Consider the following 16,939-nt stretch of genomic DNA (forward strand, 5'->3'; position numbering starts at 1 on the left):
TTCCCTTCTCCTTTTAAACAGTTTCTTTCTACTAGAATACCTCAAACTGAATCTGAACCAAAATGTTTTACTTGATTTTGTCGTCATCCTTTTGTATGATACAGAAGGTAAATCGTAACCATTACGAATTAATATTTTTTCCTTATGACTAGAAAACTAATAACAAATAAAATTCATTTTCTAAATCGTAATGAGTCCGCTTTGACTAACAGGAGGCACATATGAAAAAAACTGCATTTATTTTATCTTTATTTATGGTCATTGCTGCTTTTCTAAGCGGCTGTGGGCAAGATGGCGCTGATCAAAAGAAGAATGATGATTTGCTGCAAGTCTACACCACTGTTTATCCACTACAGTTCTTTGCACAGCGAATTGGCGGTGAATATGTAAACGTTGAAACCATCTATCCACCGGGAGCAGATGAGCATACATTCGAGCCCTCCCAAAAAGATATGATGGCACTGGCAGACGCAGACTTATTTTTCTATATCGGTCTGGGCCTTGAAGGTTTTGTTGATAAAGCCAGCAAGACACTTAAGAACGAAGATGTAAAAATGGTACCAGTTGGTGAATCTTTGCACCTGGATGAGGCAGGCGATGAGAATGGGGAGCATCAAGAAGAAGCAAACCACGAAGATGAAACCGCTGAAGAAGGCCATGATGATGAAGAGCATGCAGATGAGCATGGTCACGGAGATTTCGACCCTCACGTCTGGCTTGACCCTATTTACGCAAACGAACTAGCTCTTGCTATCAAAGAACAATTAGCAGATCAAATGCCTGAGCATAAGGATACTTTCGACCAAAATTATACCGAGCTAACTGCGCAATTGAAGGACCTTGACAAGGAGTTTTCTGAGGTTATTGGCTCAGCCAAGCGCAAGGAAATCCTTGTATCACACTCTGCCTTTAGTTATTGGGAGGATCGTTACGGAATTCAGCAAATCAGCATTTCTGGCCAATCAACTACAAACGAGCCATCTCAAAAAGAACTTCAAAATTTGATTTCACATGCCAAAGATGAAAAGATCAAATATGTATTGAACGAACAAAACTTTAATTCCAAGCTGGCAAAAATGGTCCAGCAAGAAATCGGAGCAAAATCGCTGACACTCCATAATCTTTCCATATTGACCGATGAAGATATTAAAAATAACGAAACATATTTCACGTTAATGGAAAAAAACATCGCCACACTTGAAAAAGCACTAAACGAATAATGTGAGATTGCCTCCCTCCTATGGGGAGGCTTTTTTTATGCCACTGGTAAAATACAGCACATATTATCCAAAAAAATGAAAACACTATTGAAAGTCATATTACGGAAAGGAAGTTAAATGATGGATGATATATTGATTGCCCGCTCACTTTTTGGCACAACTATGGGTTTCCATATTATCAATGCAACAATTGGGGTCGGGCTGCCATTGATGATACTTGCGGCAGAACTTCTTTATCAGAAAACAAAGGACCTTGATTACGCCATAATGGCTAAAAGATGGACAAAAGCTTTTGCGGTGACACTTGGTGTCGGCATCCCGACTGGAACTATTGCTGGAGTTCAGCTCTCCCTCCTCTGGCCAGGATTCATGGAGGTCGTTGGCAGAGTAATGGCTCTCCCATTCCAAATTGAGATTTATGCTTTTTTTATCGAAGCTTTGTTCATGTCTATCTATGTTTATGCAGCAGACAGGATATCACCATGGATGAGGATTGCCAGCCTAACGCTTGTGGCTTTCGGCGCTCTTGCCTCAGCTGTGCTGATTACGAATGTCCACGCATTCCAGGGTACACCAAGAGGTTTTCGTGTTGAAAACGGTGAACTGGTGGACATTGATCCCTGGGCTGCCTTTTTCAATCCAAGCTTTGCTGTAACAGCGGGACATGTCGTGGTAACGGCCTATATGACTGGCGCGTTTATCATCGCCACTGTCGCTGCCTATAAGATGCTGAGAAGTGATTTTGGTTCAAAGGTGTACAAGTTCCATCAGAAGGCGCTGATGGCCAGTTTGATTATTGGCGGGATTTTCTCCATCCTGACCGCAGTGAATGGCCATGCTGCTGCCCAATACCTGCATGAATACCAGCCTGAAAAACTGGCAGCTGCTGAAGGGCTTTTTGAGACACAGGAATATGCACCACTGGCGATTGGAGGGTTTACCGACAGGGAAACGGAATCGGTCAAATGGGGGATTGAAATTCCATGGGCTTTAAGTTTTTTAGCGGGCAATTCTTTTGATACCGAAGTAAAAGGACTGAATGATTTTCCCGAGGAACATTGGCCTCCACTGTTTATCCATACATTATTTAATGCAATGGTCGGTGTCGGGATGCTGTTGATCACCCTCTCCATGATCGCATTTGTCTGGAACAAAATCTTAAAAAAAGACCGGTTTCCAAAATTCCTCATGTGGCTGTTTGTAGCTACTGGCCCGCTTGCAATGCTGGGAATTGAATTCGGCTGGGTTTTTGCCTGCACAGGGAGGCAGCCATGGGTGATCTACCGTGTCCTTTCCACCACGGATGCTGCGACAACTGCCACAAACCTTGGCATTTTATTTATGCTGTTTGCCGGAGTTTACGTTTTACTGGGTGTTATGGAAATCATCGTCCTTCGCTACTTCTTCCGGAGAAATACTGTATTAGATGATTTAAACAGAGCACAGCAAAAGGAGATCCCATTGTTTGGTTCTAATACATGAAAGGGTGATACCGTGTGACTGATGCACTTACTGCCATAACCGTCCTATGGGGCTTTGTTTTTATTTATGCCGTCATGGCCACGATGGATTTCGGTGCCGGATTCTGGTCGATGGTGTATATCAATAAAACGAAAACGAAAGCAACAAATATCGCCAACCGCTATCTGTCGCCGACATGGGAGGTTACAAATACATTTATCGTTGCGCTTGTCGTCGCTGTTTATAGCATGTTCCCCAAAGCGGCTTACACTTTAGGAACTGTATTGCTGATTCCTGGCAGCATGATCTTGCTTCTATTGTCATTGCGAAGCGCTTTCCTTGTTTTTTCGAATATTGCGGAGGATTATCGGAAGGTTCTCACTTATATATCAGGAATCAGCGGAATTCTCATCCCAGGATTACTGATCAGCGTCCTTCCAATAACTCATGGGGGTTTCGTGGAGTTTTCTGAAGGGTCCCAGAACCTGAATCTTGGCAAATTGTTTACAAGTCCAAATGAATACGCCTTTATTGGTTTTGCTGTAGCCAGTACACTATTTCTGTCGTCCCTGCTGCTTGCCGATTACTCAAAAGCCTCCGATGAACTTCACGCTTACAATGTATATAGACGCGATGCATTAATTATGGGGCCTATTTCACTTGTCATGGCTTTTGCCGTTATGCTGACCTTAAGAGATGAGGCTACCTGGATTTACAATAACATGATGGATGATCTCTATATTCTGATTATATCAGTGATTTTTTTCCTGATTGGCGGACTGGCGCTTATCCTTCCGTCCATAGGTAATAAACCGATCAGAGGTATTCCTCGGCTCGCAGTCATTATGATTACACTGCAATATCTTGCAGCAAGCTATGTTTACGGGAAGGCACATCTGCCTTACATTGTCTATCCAGAAGTCACAATCCAGTCCGCTTTCACTGACCCTAATTCATTCAGGGCTGTATTCACGACATACATAGTCGGATTTTTGATCCTTTTTCCGGGCTTCATCTATTTTTGGAGCTTGTTCATGCAGGATAAACGATATTTACGGCAAAAAAAAGCGAAAGAACAAACATGAACCGTGTTGCCTAATTTTTGCTCGAATTACTTCTCGATTCCCGTAGCATGCTAAAGATGTATCAATCAAAAAAGGAGTGGTACAGCAATGGCAAAAGATGTATTGTGCGAAGTAAACAACTGTCATTATTGGAAGCAAGGCAACTTGTGCAGTGCTGAAAAAATCTATGTAGTAAGTCATTCAGGCGAAACCGCTGACACCCAAAAGGAAACAGACTGCAAGACGTTCGAAGCAATGAGTTAATTGGATAAGACCGGGTTAGCCCCGGTCTTGTTTTCGCATTATTATACTCAGCACATTTTCACCTGACGATAAACCAATAAACAAAAATGATTCCCATGTCGCTCAATACATGTCCGATTATTGCTGCTGTGATAGCACCAGTTTTTTCTCTGATATAGCCCCAAAACATGCCCGCAATAAAAACTGGCACAGCTGCAAACATCCCATATATACCCTCAAAAATAGGAATCACCGAAACTAGATGGTATAGCGTATAGAATGCAGCAGTCATCAAAAGGCTATACCTCGCTGTACCGTCCTTCCTCAGCTTTTCATTGATATACCCTCTCCAATAGACTTCTTCAAAAATTGGATTAGCCACCAGCAGGATCAACACGAGCCAAATCTCACCACGAGCAGAAAATCCCCACTCCCAAAGCAAAACCCGCAGCTGATCGATATCCAAAAGATAAATATGCAGCCACTTTAATCCTCCAAAAATGAATAGGAAAAAGAGCAGCCCGCTTCCGAAACCCAAAATAACAGCCTTGCTTGTCACTTTAAACCTTTCCTGTGGAAATCCACGACCAAGCAATGGCACAGCCAAAAGCCAGCTATAGAATAGCAAAAACGTAGCGATTACGCTCTCAAGCACTTGAATCCCGATGAAAATCATGAGCGTTGGTCCAACTAACAGGAAGAATTTCTTCATATCCGCCTACCCCAATCCTGCTTCCTTCTTCTTGTTACTTTCTAGTTTGAATCTTTCATTGAGCTTCTGTAAAAAGCGATCGACAATCTTATTGAATTCATGATAAGACCTGGGCGGCAGCTGATGCGTGCCATTTTTTATATACACCACTTGCATATTGGGAGCTTTTTTTTGAAAAGGAATTCGGTAATGATGCATCGGTTTTTCAAGCGAACCGTATACAAGCAGGATAGGCATATCCAGCTTATTAAGCTGGTTGCTGGAATCATAGTTGAGGCCTGCTTTGCAATACTCATAGCACCGCCGGGCATCAGACCTTCTGGCATATTCATATATCTTTCTTTCATCTTCTGGACCACATTTATGAAACTTTGCCTGCCATTTTGCAGCAAGAGACACTTGACCGAATTTGACCATTAGCATCACTAACTTAATAATAAATTTTGGGATAAGGGTATCAATTTTTGAAAAACCACCAGACAAAATCAACGCTTCTGACCGTTCAGGATACTTCAGTGCAAATTCCTGGGCAACCAACCCGCCATAGGAATAACCACAGAGCACCACTTTTTCAATACCTAGTTCATCAAGCAGCCTCTTCAAATCGGCTGCAAGTCCCTCGATACTTACAGGCTGGTTTCCTTTCGAGCTCCATCCATGTCCGGCTAAGTCATAAAAGATTGTCGTGTATCGTTCAGCAAGCGCCTCCTGATGCATAAAAACATTGTGTCCCATTACAAAAGGATGAATAAAAACAACAGGTAGTCCGTTACCTTTTATATGATAGTAAAGTGAGAGTGAGTCATCGATTTTGGCATATGGCATAAAAAGCTTCACCCTTTTATGCTGTATTTACCCGAATCAATGACAAGCAAAAACAGAGCGGAATTTTATTGTAATTTATGATTGAGGACCTTCCCGTCAAACGGCTTTTTCATGTAAAAAACTCCCTCCATTAAGAAGGGAGCTAAGCGATTATTATACCTCTAGGCTTGCCATTGGTCCGAAGAATTCGAAGTGAATTCTGTCTTCTGTGACGCCAAGGTCTTTTAATGCTGCGTTGATTGCTTTCATGAATGGTACTGGGCCACAGAAATAGAAGTCTGATTGTTCAAGGTTTACCTTTTCTTTTAGCCATTCTTTTGTTACGTAGCCCTCAACATCAAAGCTGTTGTTCTGGCGGTCTTCTTCAGTTGGCTGATCGTAGAATACCACTGAATTCACTTTTGCTTTTGCAGCTGTGGCTGCGACTTCATCTTTAAGTGCATGGACTTTGCCGTTTTGGGCTGCATGGATGAAGGTAACTTCTTTCTCCGGCTGCAGGTCTGCCACTGTGTTAAGCATACTGACCATCGGAGTCAGACCGACACCGCCGCTAATCAATACAACAGGTGTTTCTTTTTCTGTATCAAGGAAGAAATCGCCTGCAGGCGCGCTGATACTGAGAACTTCCCCTTCTTCAACACTGCTGTGCAGGTAGTTGGATACCTTTCCATCAGGAGTTTCCATGCCAGCTTCCTTCTTAATGCTGATGCGGTAGTAGTCCTTTCCTGGTGCGTCAGACAAGCTGTACTGGCGGATATGAGTAAAATCTTCTCCTTCGATTTCAAGCTTGACGCTGATGTATTGTCCTGGTTTGAAAGTAGCGATTTCATTTCCATCTACTGACTTCAGGTAAAACGAAGTGATGACTTCACTTTCCTCGACTTTATTCGCAACAATGAATGGACGGAAGCCATCCCAGCCGCCTTTTTGGTTTGCTGCTGCATCATACATGTCCGCTTCAACCGAAATGAAGGCGTCCGCAATCACTCCGTATGCATCTGCCCATGCATTGATGATTTCGTCTGTAGCCGCATCGCCAAGTACTTCTTTAATTGCGATCAGCAAGTGCTTGCCGACAATCGGATAATGTTCAGGCTGGATGCCAAGGCTGCGGTGCTTGTGGGCAATCTGATTAACAACCGGTAAAATTGCTTCGAGATTGTCGATATATTTGGCAGCTGCATAGACTGTTCCAGCCAACGCTCTTTGCTGTCGACCCTGCTTCTGGTTCGCATGGTTAAAAATATTCAAAAGCTCTGGATGATTTTCAAACATAGTCTTATAGAATACTGTCGTGATTTGTTCACCGTGAACTTCTAGAACCGGCACTGTGGATTTGATGATTTCAATTGTTTTTTGATTTAGCATCATATGCACTCCCCTATGTCTATTTACTCGTTGAGGCGTTTACCTCATTCCCATAGTGATTATAATAAATTGTTCCGGCAGACTAAGTGATTCAAATCACACTATCTTAAAATAGTTCTTTTCAACTAGATTTTTAACTTGAATTTGCACCAATTTTATTTGATTTCCATGCAAAAATTCCTCTATCTTTGAAACTCGATAGTATTTATCGATCAAAACCTTTGCAAAAAGGGTTGCCAGAATTTTTTATAGCGAAAATCTCGTTTTTATAGCGAACTGGAAATTATCGCTGATTTTTTCCAGTTCCGCTTACAATGTTAAAAATAAAAGCACTGCCTAAGCAGTGCTTCTCCAATCTAAAATTCGAATCGTTCCTCAAAAACAGTAACTTCCTTCATGCGCTTTTTATTCAGTTCATAACCTATGCCTGGGCGTTCTGGTATTCTGATCATGCCATTATGGACCGTGATTTCCGGATCGATTATGTCTTCTTCCCAATAGCGGTCGGAACCGGAGATATCGCCTGGTATTGTAAATCCTGGGAGCGATGCAAGTGCGATATTGTGTGCTCTTGAAATTCCAAATTCAATCATCCCGCCTGCCCAGACTGAAATTCCTTTAGAAACACAATAATCGTGGATTCGCTTTGCTTCGCCCATTCCGCCGACCCGGCCGATTTTAATATTGATGACCTTACAGCTGCCTAGTTCGACGGCTTTCCTTGCATCGTCAAAAGTGACAATACTTTCATCAAGGCATATAGCTGTCTCTATTTGAGATTGTAGTTTGGCATGGTCAATGATGTCATCATATCCCAGCGGCTGCTCGATCATCAGCAGGCCGAACTCATCGAGTGCTTTTAAGCGGGCCACATCCTCCAAAGAGTATGCCGAGTTGGCATCCGCCATCAACGGAAGGTCAGGAAACTGCTTACGAATTTCTGAGATATATTGAAAATCATCTTCCGGACTGATTTTTACTTTCACCCGTTGAAATCCTTGCTCCAGATAGCCTTCAATTTGTTTCAGAGCCTCTGGAAGATCTGGATTGCCTACAACAACACCTGCAGGGATAGCTTCTATGGTCCCACCAATCAGCTTCGATAATGGGAGACTTTCTATCTTAGCCTGCAAATCCCATAATGCCGTTTCTAGCGCTGCCTTTGCCATATGATTTCTTCGAACTGTGCTGAATAAAAGGTAGGCTTCATCAGGATGATTTATCCCTTTTTTATTTAAAAGAGGAATCAAAAAATCTTTCAGCACATGGTATGAAGTGTTGACGGTCTCCTCGGTGTACCATGGAGATGAAAAGGCAACACCTTCTCCATAGCCAATAAAACCATTGCGGTCTTCTACCTCGACGATAATCGCTTCTCTCTCTGTCACTGAGCCTAAATGGGTAGTGAATGGAAGTTTCAATGGCATTTTGACGATTGATAGTTTAACGGCTTTAATGTCCATTTCCATCACCCTCCGCTTCGAGCCACTCTCGCAGTTTGCGTCTTAATAATTTCTTCGCGGCATTCCTTGGCAGGCTTTCTACAAAGTAGAATTTTTTCGGAAGCTTGTATTTTGCGAGTTTCTCTTCACAAAGAGCCAGCAATGCCTCTTCGGAAACGCCTGAATCGCTTTTCACAATAAAAGCCACGGGCACCTGTTGCCATTTTTCATCTGGTGCACCAATCACTCCCGCATCGGCAACACCTGGATATGAAAGCAGTACACCTTCAATTTCCGCTGGATAGATATTTTCGCCTCCTGAAATGATTAAATCTGAGCGGCGATCAAGGACATAAAGGAAGCCTTCACTGTCCAAATAGCCGATATCGCCCGTGTGAAGCCATTTATTTCGAATTTTATCAGCAGTCACATCTGGACGGTTCAAATAGCCATACGTCACATTTGGACCTTTGACCAAGATCTCTCCCTCGGCTCCAAGTGGAACATCTTGCCCATCTGAATCAACAATCCGGATCAAGTTAGGAAATAAAGCTTTACCAGCAGAACCAAGGCGTTCAATACTGTACTCCGGTGACAAGGTCGCAAATTGTGAAGAAGTTTCTGTCATACCATATGTCTGGAACACAGGAATTCCTTTATCAATACAAGATTCTAGCAAAGGCAGAGGCGCAGGCCCTCCGCCCAGCAGCATGCAGCGGAAGGAGTCCGGCAATTTTCTTGTTCCTAGTTCGACCAGGACTCTACTCAGCATCGTGCTGACTACAGACATCACCGTAACTTGATATTTCCGAATATCCTCAACTACCTTTTTTTCCTCAAAAGTTGAATGGAGTATAACTGGCATTCCGTATATTTGGCTCCTCATCAAAATGGAGTAGCCGCTAATATGGAAGATCGGCACAGTGCAAAGCCATTTATCGTAATCATGCAAGCCAAGATTGAGCGCCGACGCATTTGCGCTCCACCAATGGTTGCCATATGTTTGCATGACTCCCTTCGGATTGCCGGTTGTACCTGATGTATACATGATCGTCGTTACATCGTCCATATCGTATTCTTCGAGAAATACAGAGTCTCCATCCTCTAGCTGCTTCAGCTTGTCTGTACTGATGAAGTTTACTTCTGAGCTTATCGAAGACACTTTGTCATCAAAACGTGACTCATATACCAGCACATCAGCATCACTATCACCCAGTTGCCATGACAGTTCTTCGGATGTTAGTCGATTGTTTAAAATCACAGCCTTGATTCCAGCCATCTGCAAAGCGTATAAAATGAACACGGATTCCGCCTGATTGGAAAACAGTACCGCGGCCGTTTTCCCCTTCCCTAACCCAAGGGTTCCAATCTTGCCGACGTATGAACTTGCTTTTTCAAAAACTTCTAAAAACGTATATGTATGCCCCTCGAATATCAGTGCTTCACGATTTGGAGACAGGTCCGCCCTCTTTTTCAGCCAATTTGGCATGGTTTCAGTCAATGACCTCACCTCTTCTCTGTATACTAAAACAGCTTGATGGAATATCCACCAAGCTGTCGACAAAATTATAAAATCAAGGGAACCTTGGGAACTGTCCAAAGTCTGGCTTGCGCTTTTCTTTGAACGCGTCGCGGCCTTCTTTCGCTTCTTCTGTTGTGTAGTACAGCAAAGTTGCGTCTCCAGCCATCTGCTGAAGTCCAGCAAGTCCATCAGTGTCAGCATTCATGGCAGCTTTCAAGAAACGAAGTGCTGTAGGGCTCTTTTCAAGGATTTCTTCACACCACTTGAGTGTCTCCTCTTCAACCTGATCAAGAGGTACAACTGTGTTGACAAGACCCATGTCCAAAGCTTCCTGGGCATTGTACTGACGGCATAGGAACCAGATTTCGCGAGCCTTTTTATGTCCAACGATTCTTGCCAGGTAGCCTGAACCGTAACCAGCATCAAAGCTTCCGACTTTCGGTCCAGTCTGGCCGAAGATCGCGTTATCAGCTGCAATTGTCAAGTCGCAGACCACATGAAGTACATGTCCGCCACCGATTGCATAACCTTTTACCTGAGCGATTACTGGTTTAGGAATTACACGGATCAAACGCTGAAGGTCAAGGACATTCAAGCGAGGAATTTCGTCTTCACCAACGTATCCGCCATGTCCGCGCACTTTCTGGTCTCCGCCTGAGCAGAATGCATCGTCTCCAGCACCAGTCAGGACGATTACTCCAACACTGGCATCATCGCGTGCGTAAGCAAATGCGTCAATCAATTCCATAACCGTTTTAGGACGGAAAGCGTTACGCACTTCCGGGCGGTTAATGGTGATTCTGGCAATGCCATTATATGTTTCATACAGAATATCTTCATACTTGCGTTCTGAAACCCATTCAACTGTCATCAAGACAACCTCCTATTATGTATTCGACAAAAACTCACTTACTATTGTACCAAATTTTTCACGTTCTTCCACATGAATTGCATGGCCACAATCAATTATCGACAAATGTTTTGCATTTGGAAGCTTTGAAGCCATGTCATCGGCAATTTCACAGAATTTTTTATCCAGCCCACCTGTAATCAAAAGCGTCTCGAACTCGAAGTCCGTAAGCTTGTCCCACCATGAAGGCTGGGCACCTGTTCCCATGCCCCTAAGACTGTTTGCCAGTCCGGCAGGGTTATTCCTAAGCCTTTGACTCCTTATTTGTTCCCTTATTTCTTTTGGAAGATTCAGCTGTGATTGAAAAAGCGGTATTGACTCCCAGTAATCGATGAACTCTTCCAGACCCTCGGTTTCAATTCTTGCTGCCAATTTATGATCCTGTTCAACACGCGAATCCCTATCGACTTGATTTTCAAGTCCAGGTGTAGTGCTCTCAAGAATCAGCTTTCTGATTCTCTCAGGATATAAACTCGCAAACGTGATGGCTGTCCGGCCACCCATTGAGTATCCAAGCATATCCGTCCGCTCAATGCCGAGTTTGTCCATGAGCACTTTCAAGTCATTTGCGGCTTTTTTCAAATCATATCGCCCCATATCGCCTGGCGATTCAGTCTGTCCATGCCCGATCAGGTCGACCATCAAAAGCTTTGAGTGCCTTCCCCATATCGGACAAAACGGCTTCCATGTAGAAGCCGCTCCAGTAAAACCATGAAGCAACACCAAAGGAAAACCTTCACCGCACTGCTCGACATGATATCGTACGCCGTTGATCATGGTTTTCATTTCGTGTCACCTTTTAGCATATAAGTTATTTCCCGGGAAACAGATTTCCACAAATCTCGATGTTCCTTCAGGTTGGAATCCCTGGAAGTCCTTAATTCCATCACTTTTAAGCCGCCCACCTTCTGGTTTTGGGTAAAAGTCTCTGAAAAATGCTCCCAATCTTTGACTAGATCATATTTCCCGTTGTACATTTCGACAACATGGCTGAAATCCAGGTCCAAAGGTGTACCGAAAAGCTTTTCAAAATGCTTCGGTTCTTTTGCCTGAGGAAGGAACGAGAAGATTCCGCCGCCATTATTGTTGATTAGTAAAATATTGATATCGATATTATATAATTTTGAAGCTAATAACCCGTTCAAGTCATGGTAGAATGTAAGATCGCCAAGCACTAGGTAACAAGGCTGGGACACGCTTGCAACACCAAGTGCAGTAGAGACTATGCCATCAATTCCATTGGCTCCCCTGTTTGCCATGACCTTGATTTTCTTCTTATTTAATAGGAAGAACGAATCAAGGTCCCGGATTGGCATGCTGTTGCCGACAAACAATGTTGAGCCTTCCGGAAGCATTTCAGTAAGCTGCTGGAATAGTTTCCCTTCACTTAACTCTTCAACCTGAGAAATAGCAGATAATTGTTCTTTGGCTAGTTCATTTACGGTGAGCCACTTATTCAGATAGTCAGACTTGCCTGCTGGTGCAGCTACCTCACCAATTTTTTTACAGAACAGAGCTTCATCGCAATATAACATATCGGATGCTGACATCGTAGGCTCACGCCAGCCTGCCCCGCTGTCAACCACGAATTGACGGGCAGTCCTGTTTTCTTTTATAAAAATAGTCAATGCTTTCGAGATTGGCATTGCTCCAAATCTTATGATTACGTCGGGCTTTAATGATTCCTTCGCAGCTTCATTCCGCAAGAACGCATCGTAGGCATCAATGATGTGATGACCATCATGTTCTCCGCTGCGCAATTGTGACAGTGGATCAGCGATGATCGGGAATTGTAATTTGTCAGCAAGGGCCGTGACTTCATCTGTGAATTCGCTGTTGTCGAGTTGTCCGCAGACAATAATCCCCTTCGTATATGAAGCGATATCCTCACTGATTGCCGCAAACGTTTGATCTGATAAACTGAGGCGACCTGTATCGATTTCCACATAACCGCCGACGCGCTCAGGCAGTTCGAACATGCTTTCATCCATTAGAGGGATTAACGGTTCCCTGAATGGGAAGTTCAAATGAACAGGTCCCTGAGGATAGCTTGAGGCAGTAGCGGCTGCTCTGCCACAAACAGTCCGGGCATAGCGGATCATATCCTCCGTTTTTTCCGGCGGTGCCATTTCGACAAACCATTTTACGTTCTTGCCGTATAGATGAATCTGGTCAATCGCCTGCGGCGCGCCGACGTCACGCAATTCGTGCGGCCGATCTGCTGTCAGGACAATCAGCGGAATCCTTGAAATACTGGCTTCAATCACCGCTGGATAATAGTTCGCAGCAGCTGTTCCGGACGTACAAAGCAAAGCGACAGGCTTCCCCGTGGCCTTCGCAATTCCAAGGGCGAAGAATGAAGCGGATCTCTCATCGACCTGTATATGGATGCGCAGGTCTGGGTGCTCAGCCATAACCAGTGCCATTGGCGTTGACCTCGAACCAGGACTGATGACAACATCCTTTACTCCTGTTTTGGATAGTTCCGCAACGAATGCTGCGATATATGCTGTTAAACCTTCCTGGTGGCTCATGTGATCTTTCCTCCAAGTGCTGTAAGCATCGGCCTGAACTTGATGCTAGTCTCTTTATATTCGCTTTCGGCATTTGAATCTGCCACAATTCCACATCCGGCAAATAACGAAGCCTCATTTCCCTGAATCAGTCCTGAGCGGATCGCTACGGCAAATTCACCATTTCCCTGATAATCCATCCAGCCAACAGGTGCTGCATAAAGGCCTCTATCGAGCTGTTCGATTTCCCTGATTTTCTCGATTGCTTCCTGCTTCGGCAATCCGCCCAATGCAGGAGTCGGATGAAGTCTGTTCACTAAATGAAGAAGTGATGTACCTTCCCTGTTCTTGCCAATTACAGGCGTATACAAATGCTGGATATATCTCATTTTCATCAAAGTAGGCTGTTCCGGAAGAAGCACCTCATCACAGGTTTCTTCCATCGCTCCCCTTATCATATCCACCACATATTGATGCTCTATCAAGTTTTTCTGGTCTGTTAATAGTTCCTCACCGAGTTTTTCATCTTCTTCAGGAGTGCTGCCCCTGGCGATCGAACCTGCCAAGCAGGCTGAAAATAGGCTTGATCCTTCCTTCTTGACCAACCGTTCAGGAGAAGCTCCGATAAAGCAGTCACCATTGGATTCAAAGGCAAATGTAAAGCTTTCTTGCTGATTCTCAAGTAGATTCGCCAGGACACTTTCTGACTGGACTTCATCTGTAAAGTGAAGACGAAGCTCCCTCGCAAGGACTACTTTTTTCAGTTCACTATTTTCAAAACCGTCTACAACGTCAGTGACTGTCTGCTTCCATGCCTCGGGATCAATTTCAATAATATCCTTCAGACCAAGCCTGGCAAGTGCTGGTTTCTGTCCAGCCTTCGAAAGAACCGCTTCCCTCTCCCTTGTGACTTTATCAAACAGGGACATATCGTCATGCTGAGTGCAGACTACATTGGTTGTAAAGTACGCCTCTCCCTTGACAATAGTCAGCATATATTTCGGAATGTGGAAAAGAGCCTCGGAGAATTTTGACCATAAGCCTGTCTTTTTCTTCAGTGGATCAAATGTAAAACCGCCAAACATAGAAGGTCCTGTTCCATTTACATTGTATTTATTAAAAACCAGTGCTGTATCCATGAAGCGCTTCCACTCTTTTTCAACATGAAAAAAGCGGTCAGCTCCCTGATCCGACTGTATTTGCCCGCATATACCCAATCCAGATAGGAAGTGTTCCCCTTCAGGATCCTTCCAGTAAAAGCGTTCTCCAAAAAAATTTTCCCTGCCTGAAGCAAAAAAATAAAAAGGATCTATACGATCTATTTTATGGACCTCGCTGACCAAAATCGACTGAGATTGCCCTTTGGCCCGCTCAATCGCATCAAGAATTCCCTGTCTAAGTTCCGTTTCCTGAATGGCAACCAAAAATATCCCCCCAATAACAGCCTCTCATCTGTTATCACACGTTTTAAAGCTTATTTTAAGATACACCTCATACACCACGATGTCAATAATGGCGGGCTTTCTTAACCTGTTAACATCCTTATTATATATTGCACGCAAACAGCTGAGACAATCTGGAAAATACATCCTCATTATACGTGAAAATACTAATTGACAGTGTATATGTGAATATCTACACTAATAATTGTAAAGTAATTTAGCCTATATGTTAAAGGTCTTTTTGACAATTTTAGTTCTTTTAGATAAAATATTAAGGTTTGATAGAATGATATAAGGGAGAGAATTAGTTATGCAACCACAGCTACAGCCTAGTTCTTCACCAGCAGTCAATGGCGCAGACTGGAGGGTCTGGTGGCAGCTTACACGGCCGCACACTTTGACTGCCGCATTTGCCCCTGTCCTTTTAGGGACTGCTTTAGCGATAGAATACAGCGGTGGAATCCATTGGGGAATGTTCCTCGCGATGTTAATAGCAAGTCTGTTAATTCAGGCAGCAACGAATATGTTCAATGAATATTATGATTTTAAACGTGGACTAGATAATGAAAATTCCGTTGGGATCGGCGGAGCGATCGTTCGACATGGCATAAAGCCTAAAACCGTTTTGAACCTGGCCTTTAGCCTTTATGGAATTTCAGTCCTTCTTGGCGTATATATTTGCATGAGTACCAGCTGGTGGGTCGCTGCTGTCGGTGTTGTTTCCCTGGCTGCAGGTTATCTTTATACAGGCGGTCCATTGCCAATTGCCTACACACCTTTCGGGGAGCTTGTCGCAGGATTTTTCATGGGTGTTCTAATCATCCTTATTTCCTTCTACATCCAGACTGGCACTGTTACCTCGACTAGTGTACTTGTTTCTTTTCCTAGCTTTTTACTTGTAGGTGCGATCCTGCTTGCGAATAATATTCGTGATCTCGATGGTGACAAGGAATTTGGCCGGAAAACATTGGCGATTCTGCTTGGAAGAAAAGGCGCCATCAGGCTGCTTGCAGGTATGTTCATTGTCTCTTACTCTTGGGTAATCGGCTTAATCATTGCAGGTGTTGTTTCACCTTGGCTGGCGATTGTCGCTCTCAGCATTCCTAAGGCTGTAAAAGCAACGAAAGGCTTCATCGGAAAATCAAATCCATTACAAATGATGCCTGCTATGGCCGCCACAGCAAAGACCAACACAATTTTCGGCTTACTTTTATCAGTAGGCATTTTCATCAGCCTAATATAAGTATACTTGAGAAGCTTCTGCCTTTGGCGGAAGCTTTTTCTATGTTTCTTAAAATCACGAGCGGGTATTTAGTACGTATGACACGAATCAAAACTAAGGATGTGTAATGATGTTGACAAATGACCAGCTTAACAGATTGAAGCAAATGGTTATAGATGAAAAAGAAACGCTTATTTCACAAATAGATAGCAATGAAGAGGAAGGTTATCTGGAGGGCAGCCAGCGTGAAGCTACAGGAGAACTGTCTTCCTACGATAACCATCCAGCTGACAGCGGAACTGAACTGTTTGAACGCAGCAAAAATCTGGCGATGTACGAGCATCATGACGACCAGATTGAAAAGGTCGACAGTGCCCTGAAGGCAATCGAGGATGGCACATACGGAAATTGTGCGGAATGTGGGAAAGAGATTCCTTTTGAGCGGCTTGAAGCAGTACCATATACTTTATATTGCGTCGAGCACTCAAATGAACAGAATCTATCAAATGACCGTCCAGCTGAAGAAGATGTTCTTGATTACACCCATGAAGCCGATTTCGACCGCAGGCAAAACGAAGAAATGGCCGACAACAGGAACAGCTTTGATGATGTAGCCGAGTTTGGCACATCTGAAACACCTTCGGATTTTATCGGTGATCATGAAGACTATAATAAGCTCTATATTGATAATGAAAAAGAAAAAGGATTCACAGAAGACTACGAATCCTTCAGCGCTACTGACATTGAAGGTGATGACCGACAAATATTCCAAAGTGATACCGAAGAGGAATACGAAGAAATGCTGGACGAAGCTGGCATCGAGTCCGAGCTTGGGGACATCCCTTATAAAGAGGGAGACAGTTATGTAGATGATAACAATAAGAAAAATGAATAAGAAAACAGCCTCAGTTCATAAGTGGACATCTATATCCACAGTGGGAGTTTTGTAACCCTTTGGAATTTCAAAAAAGATTGGAGAAGTTTATCTCCAATCT

15 protein-coding genes are annotated in these 16,939 nt (G+C 43.6%); 6 read left to right on the plus strand and 9 right to left on the minus strand.

Features of this window, described 5'->3' with window-relative positions; translation table 11 throughout:
- Positions 1-221: 221 nt before the first annotated feature.
- The 4 genes from DYI25_RS12875 (at position 222) to DYI25_RS12890 (ending at position 4,009) form a co-directional block, all read left to right on the plus strand.
- Positions 222-1,220 carry a metal ABC transporter solute-binding protein, Zn/Mn family gene (locus DYI25_RS12875; protein ID WP_213369261.1) on the plus strand — a complete coding sequence of 333 codons (999 nt, stop codon included), beginning with the start codon at positions 222-224 and terminating at the stop codon, positions 1,218-1,220.
- Positions 1,221-1,340: 120 nt separating this feature from the next.
- The gene (locus DYI25_RS12880; protein ID WP_213369601.1) at positions 1,341-2,702 is read left to right on the plus strand and encodes a cytochrome ubiquinol oxidase subunit I; all 1,362 of its coding nucleotides are present in this window, start codon (positions 1,341-1,343) and stop codon (positions 2,700-2,702) included.
- 14 nt (positions 2,703-2,716) lie between these two features.
- Complete coding sequence (locus tag DYI25_RS12885) at positions 2,717-3,766, plus strand: cytochrome d ubiquinol oxidase subunit II (protein WP_213369263.1); 1,050 nt, start codon at positions 2,717-2,719, stop codon at positions 3,764-3,766.
- 87 nt (positions 3,767-3,853) lie between these two features.
- The gene (locus DYI25_RS12890; RefSeq protein ID WP_213369265.1) at positions 3,854-4,009 is read left to right on the plus strand and encodes a DUF1540 domain-containing protein; all 156 of its coding nucleotides are present in this window, start codon (positions 3,854-3,856) and stop codon (positions 4,007-4,009) included.
- 58 nt (positions 4,010-4,067) lie between these two features.
- Here the strand turns inward: DYI25_RS12890 and DYI25_RS12895 are convergent, their stop codons facing one another.
- From DYI25_RS12895 to DYI25_RS12935, 9 genes are all read right to left on the minus strand, one after another.
- Positions 4,068-4,700, minus strand: coding sequence for a CPBP family intramembrane glutamic endopeptidase (locus DYI25_RS12895; protein WP_213369267.1), 633 nt, complete (start codon positions 4,698-4,700; stop codon positions 4,068-4,070).
- Positions 4,701-4,706: 6 nt separating this feature from the next.
- Positions 4,707-5,525, minus strand: coding sequence for an alpha/beta fold hydrolase (locus DYI25_RS12900; protein ID WP_213369269.1), 819 nt, complete (start codon positions 5,523-5,525; stop codon positions 4,707-4,709).
- Between the two features lie 153 nt (positions 5,526-5,678).
- Positions 5,679-6,893, minus strand: a complete 1,215-nt coding sequence (hmpA, locus tag DYI25_RS12905) for an NO-inducible flavohemoprotein (RefSeq protein ID WP_213369603.1) — start codon at positions 6,891-6,893, stop codon at positions 5,679-5,681.
- A gap of 356 nt (positions 6,894-7,249) precedes the next feature.
- Entirely contained in the window at positions 7,250-8,356 is a 1,107-nt protein-coding gene (menC, locus tag DYI25_RS12910) for an o-succinylbenzoate synthase (protein ID WP_213369272.1), read from the minus strand.
- Positions 8,346-9,836, minus strand: a complete 1,491-nt coding sequence (locus tag DYI25_RS12915) for an o-succinylbenzoate--CoA ligase (protein ID WP_213369274.1) — start codon at positions 9,834-9,836, stop codon at positions 8,346-8,348. The genes menC and DYI25_RS12915 overlap by 11 nt, the downstream gene beginning before the upstream one ends.
- A 73-nt stretch (positions 9,837-9,909) precedes the next feature.
- Positions 9,910-10,728 (minus strand): 1,4-dihydroxy-2-naphthoyl-CoA synthase, encoded by an 819-nt coding sequence (menB, locus tag DYI25_RS12920; RefSeq protein WP_213369276.1) that lies wholly within the window; start codon positions 10,726-10,728, stop codon positions 9,910-9,912.
- A gap of 15 nt (positions 10,729-10,743) precedes the next feature.
- The gene (gene menH / locus DYI25_RS12925) at positions 10,744-11,553 is read right to left on the minus strand and encodes a 2-succinyl-6-hydroxy-2,4-cyclohexadiene-1-carboxylate synthase (protein WP_213369278.1); all 810 of its coding nucleotides are present in this window, start codon (positions 11,551-11,553) and stop codon (positions 10,744-10,746) included.
- Entirely contained in the window at positions 11,550-13,301 is a 1,752-nt protein-coding gene (menD, locus tag DYI25_RS12930; RefSeq protein ID WP_213369280.1) for a 2-succinyl-5-enolpyruvyl-6-hydroxy-3-cyclohexene-1-carboxylic-acid synthase, read from the minus strand. Before menD ends, menH begins: the two co-directional genes overlap by 4 nt.
- Complete coding sequence (locus DYI25_RS12935) at positions 13,298-14,704, minus strand: isochorismate synthase (RefSeq protein ID WP_213369282.1); 1,407 nt, start codon at positions 14,702-14,704, stop codon at positions 13,298-13,300. The genes menD and DYI25_RS12935 overlap by 4 nt, the downstream gene beginning before the upstream one ends.
- A 328-nt stretch (positions 14,705-15,032) precedes the next feature.
- Here DYI25_RS12935 and DYI25_RS12940 point away from each other — a divergent pair, with 328 nt between their 5' ends.
- The gene (locus tag DYI25_RS12940; protein ID WP_213369284.1) at positions 15,033-15,965 is read left to right on the plus strand and encodes a 1,4-dihydroxy-2-naphthoate polyprenyltransferase; all 933 of its coding nucleotides are present in this window, start codon (positions 15,033-15,035) and stop codon (positions 15,963-15,965) included.
- Positions 15,966-16,071: 106 nt separating this feature from the next.
- Positions 16,072-16,839 (plus strand): TraR/DksA C4-type zinc finger protein, encoded by a 768-nt coding sequence (locus tag DYI25_RS12945; protein ID WP_249745313.1) that lies wholly within the window; start codon positions 16,072-16,074, stop codon positions 16,837-16,839.
- Positions 16,840-16,939 lie beyond the last annotated feature (100 nt).

It is taken from the genome of Mesobacillus boroniphilus, assembly GCF_018424685.1.
GTDB classification, from domain to species: domain Bacteria; phylum Bacillota; class Bacilli; order Bacillales; family Cytobacillaceae; genus Mesobacillus; species Mesobacillus boroniphilus_A.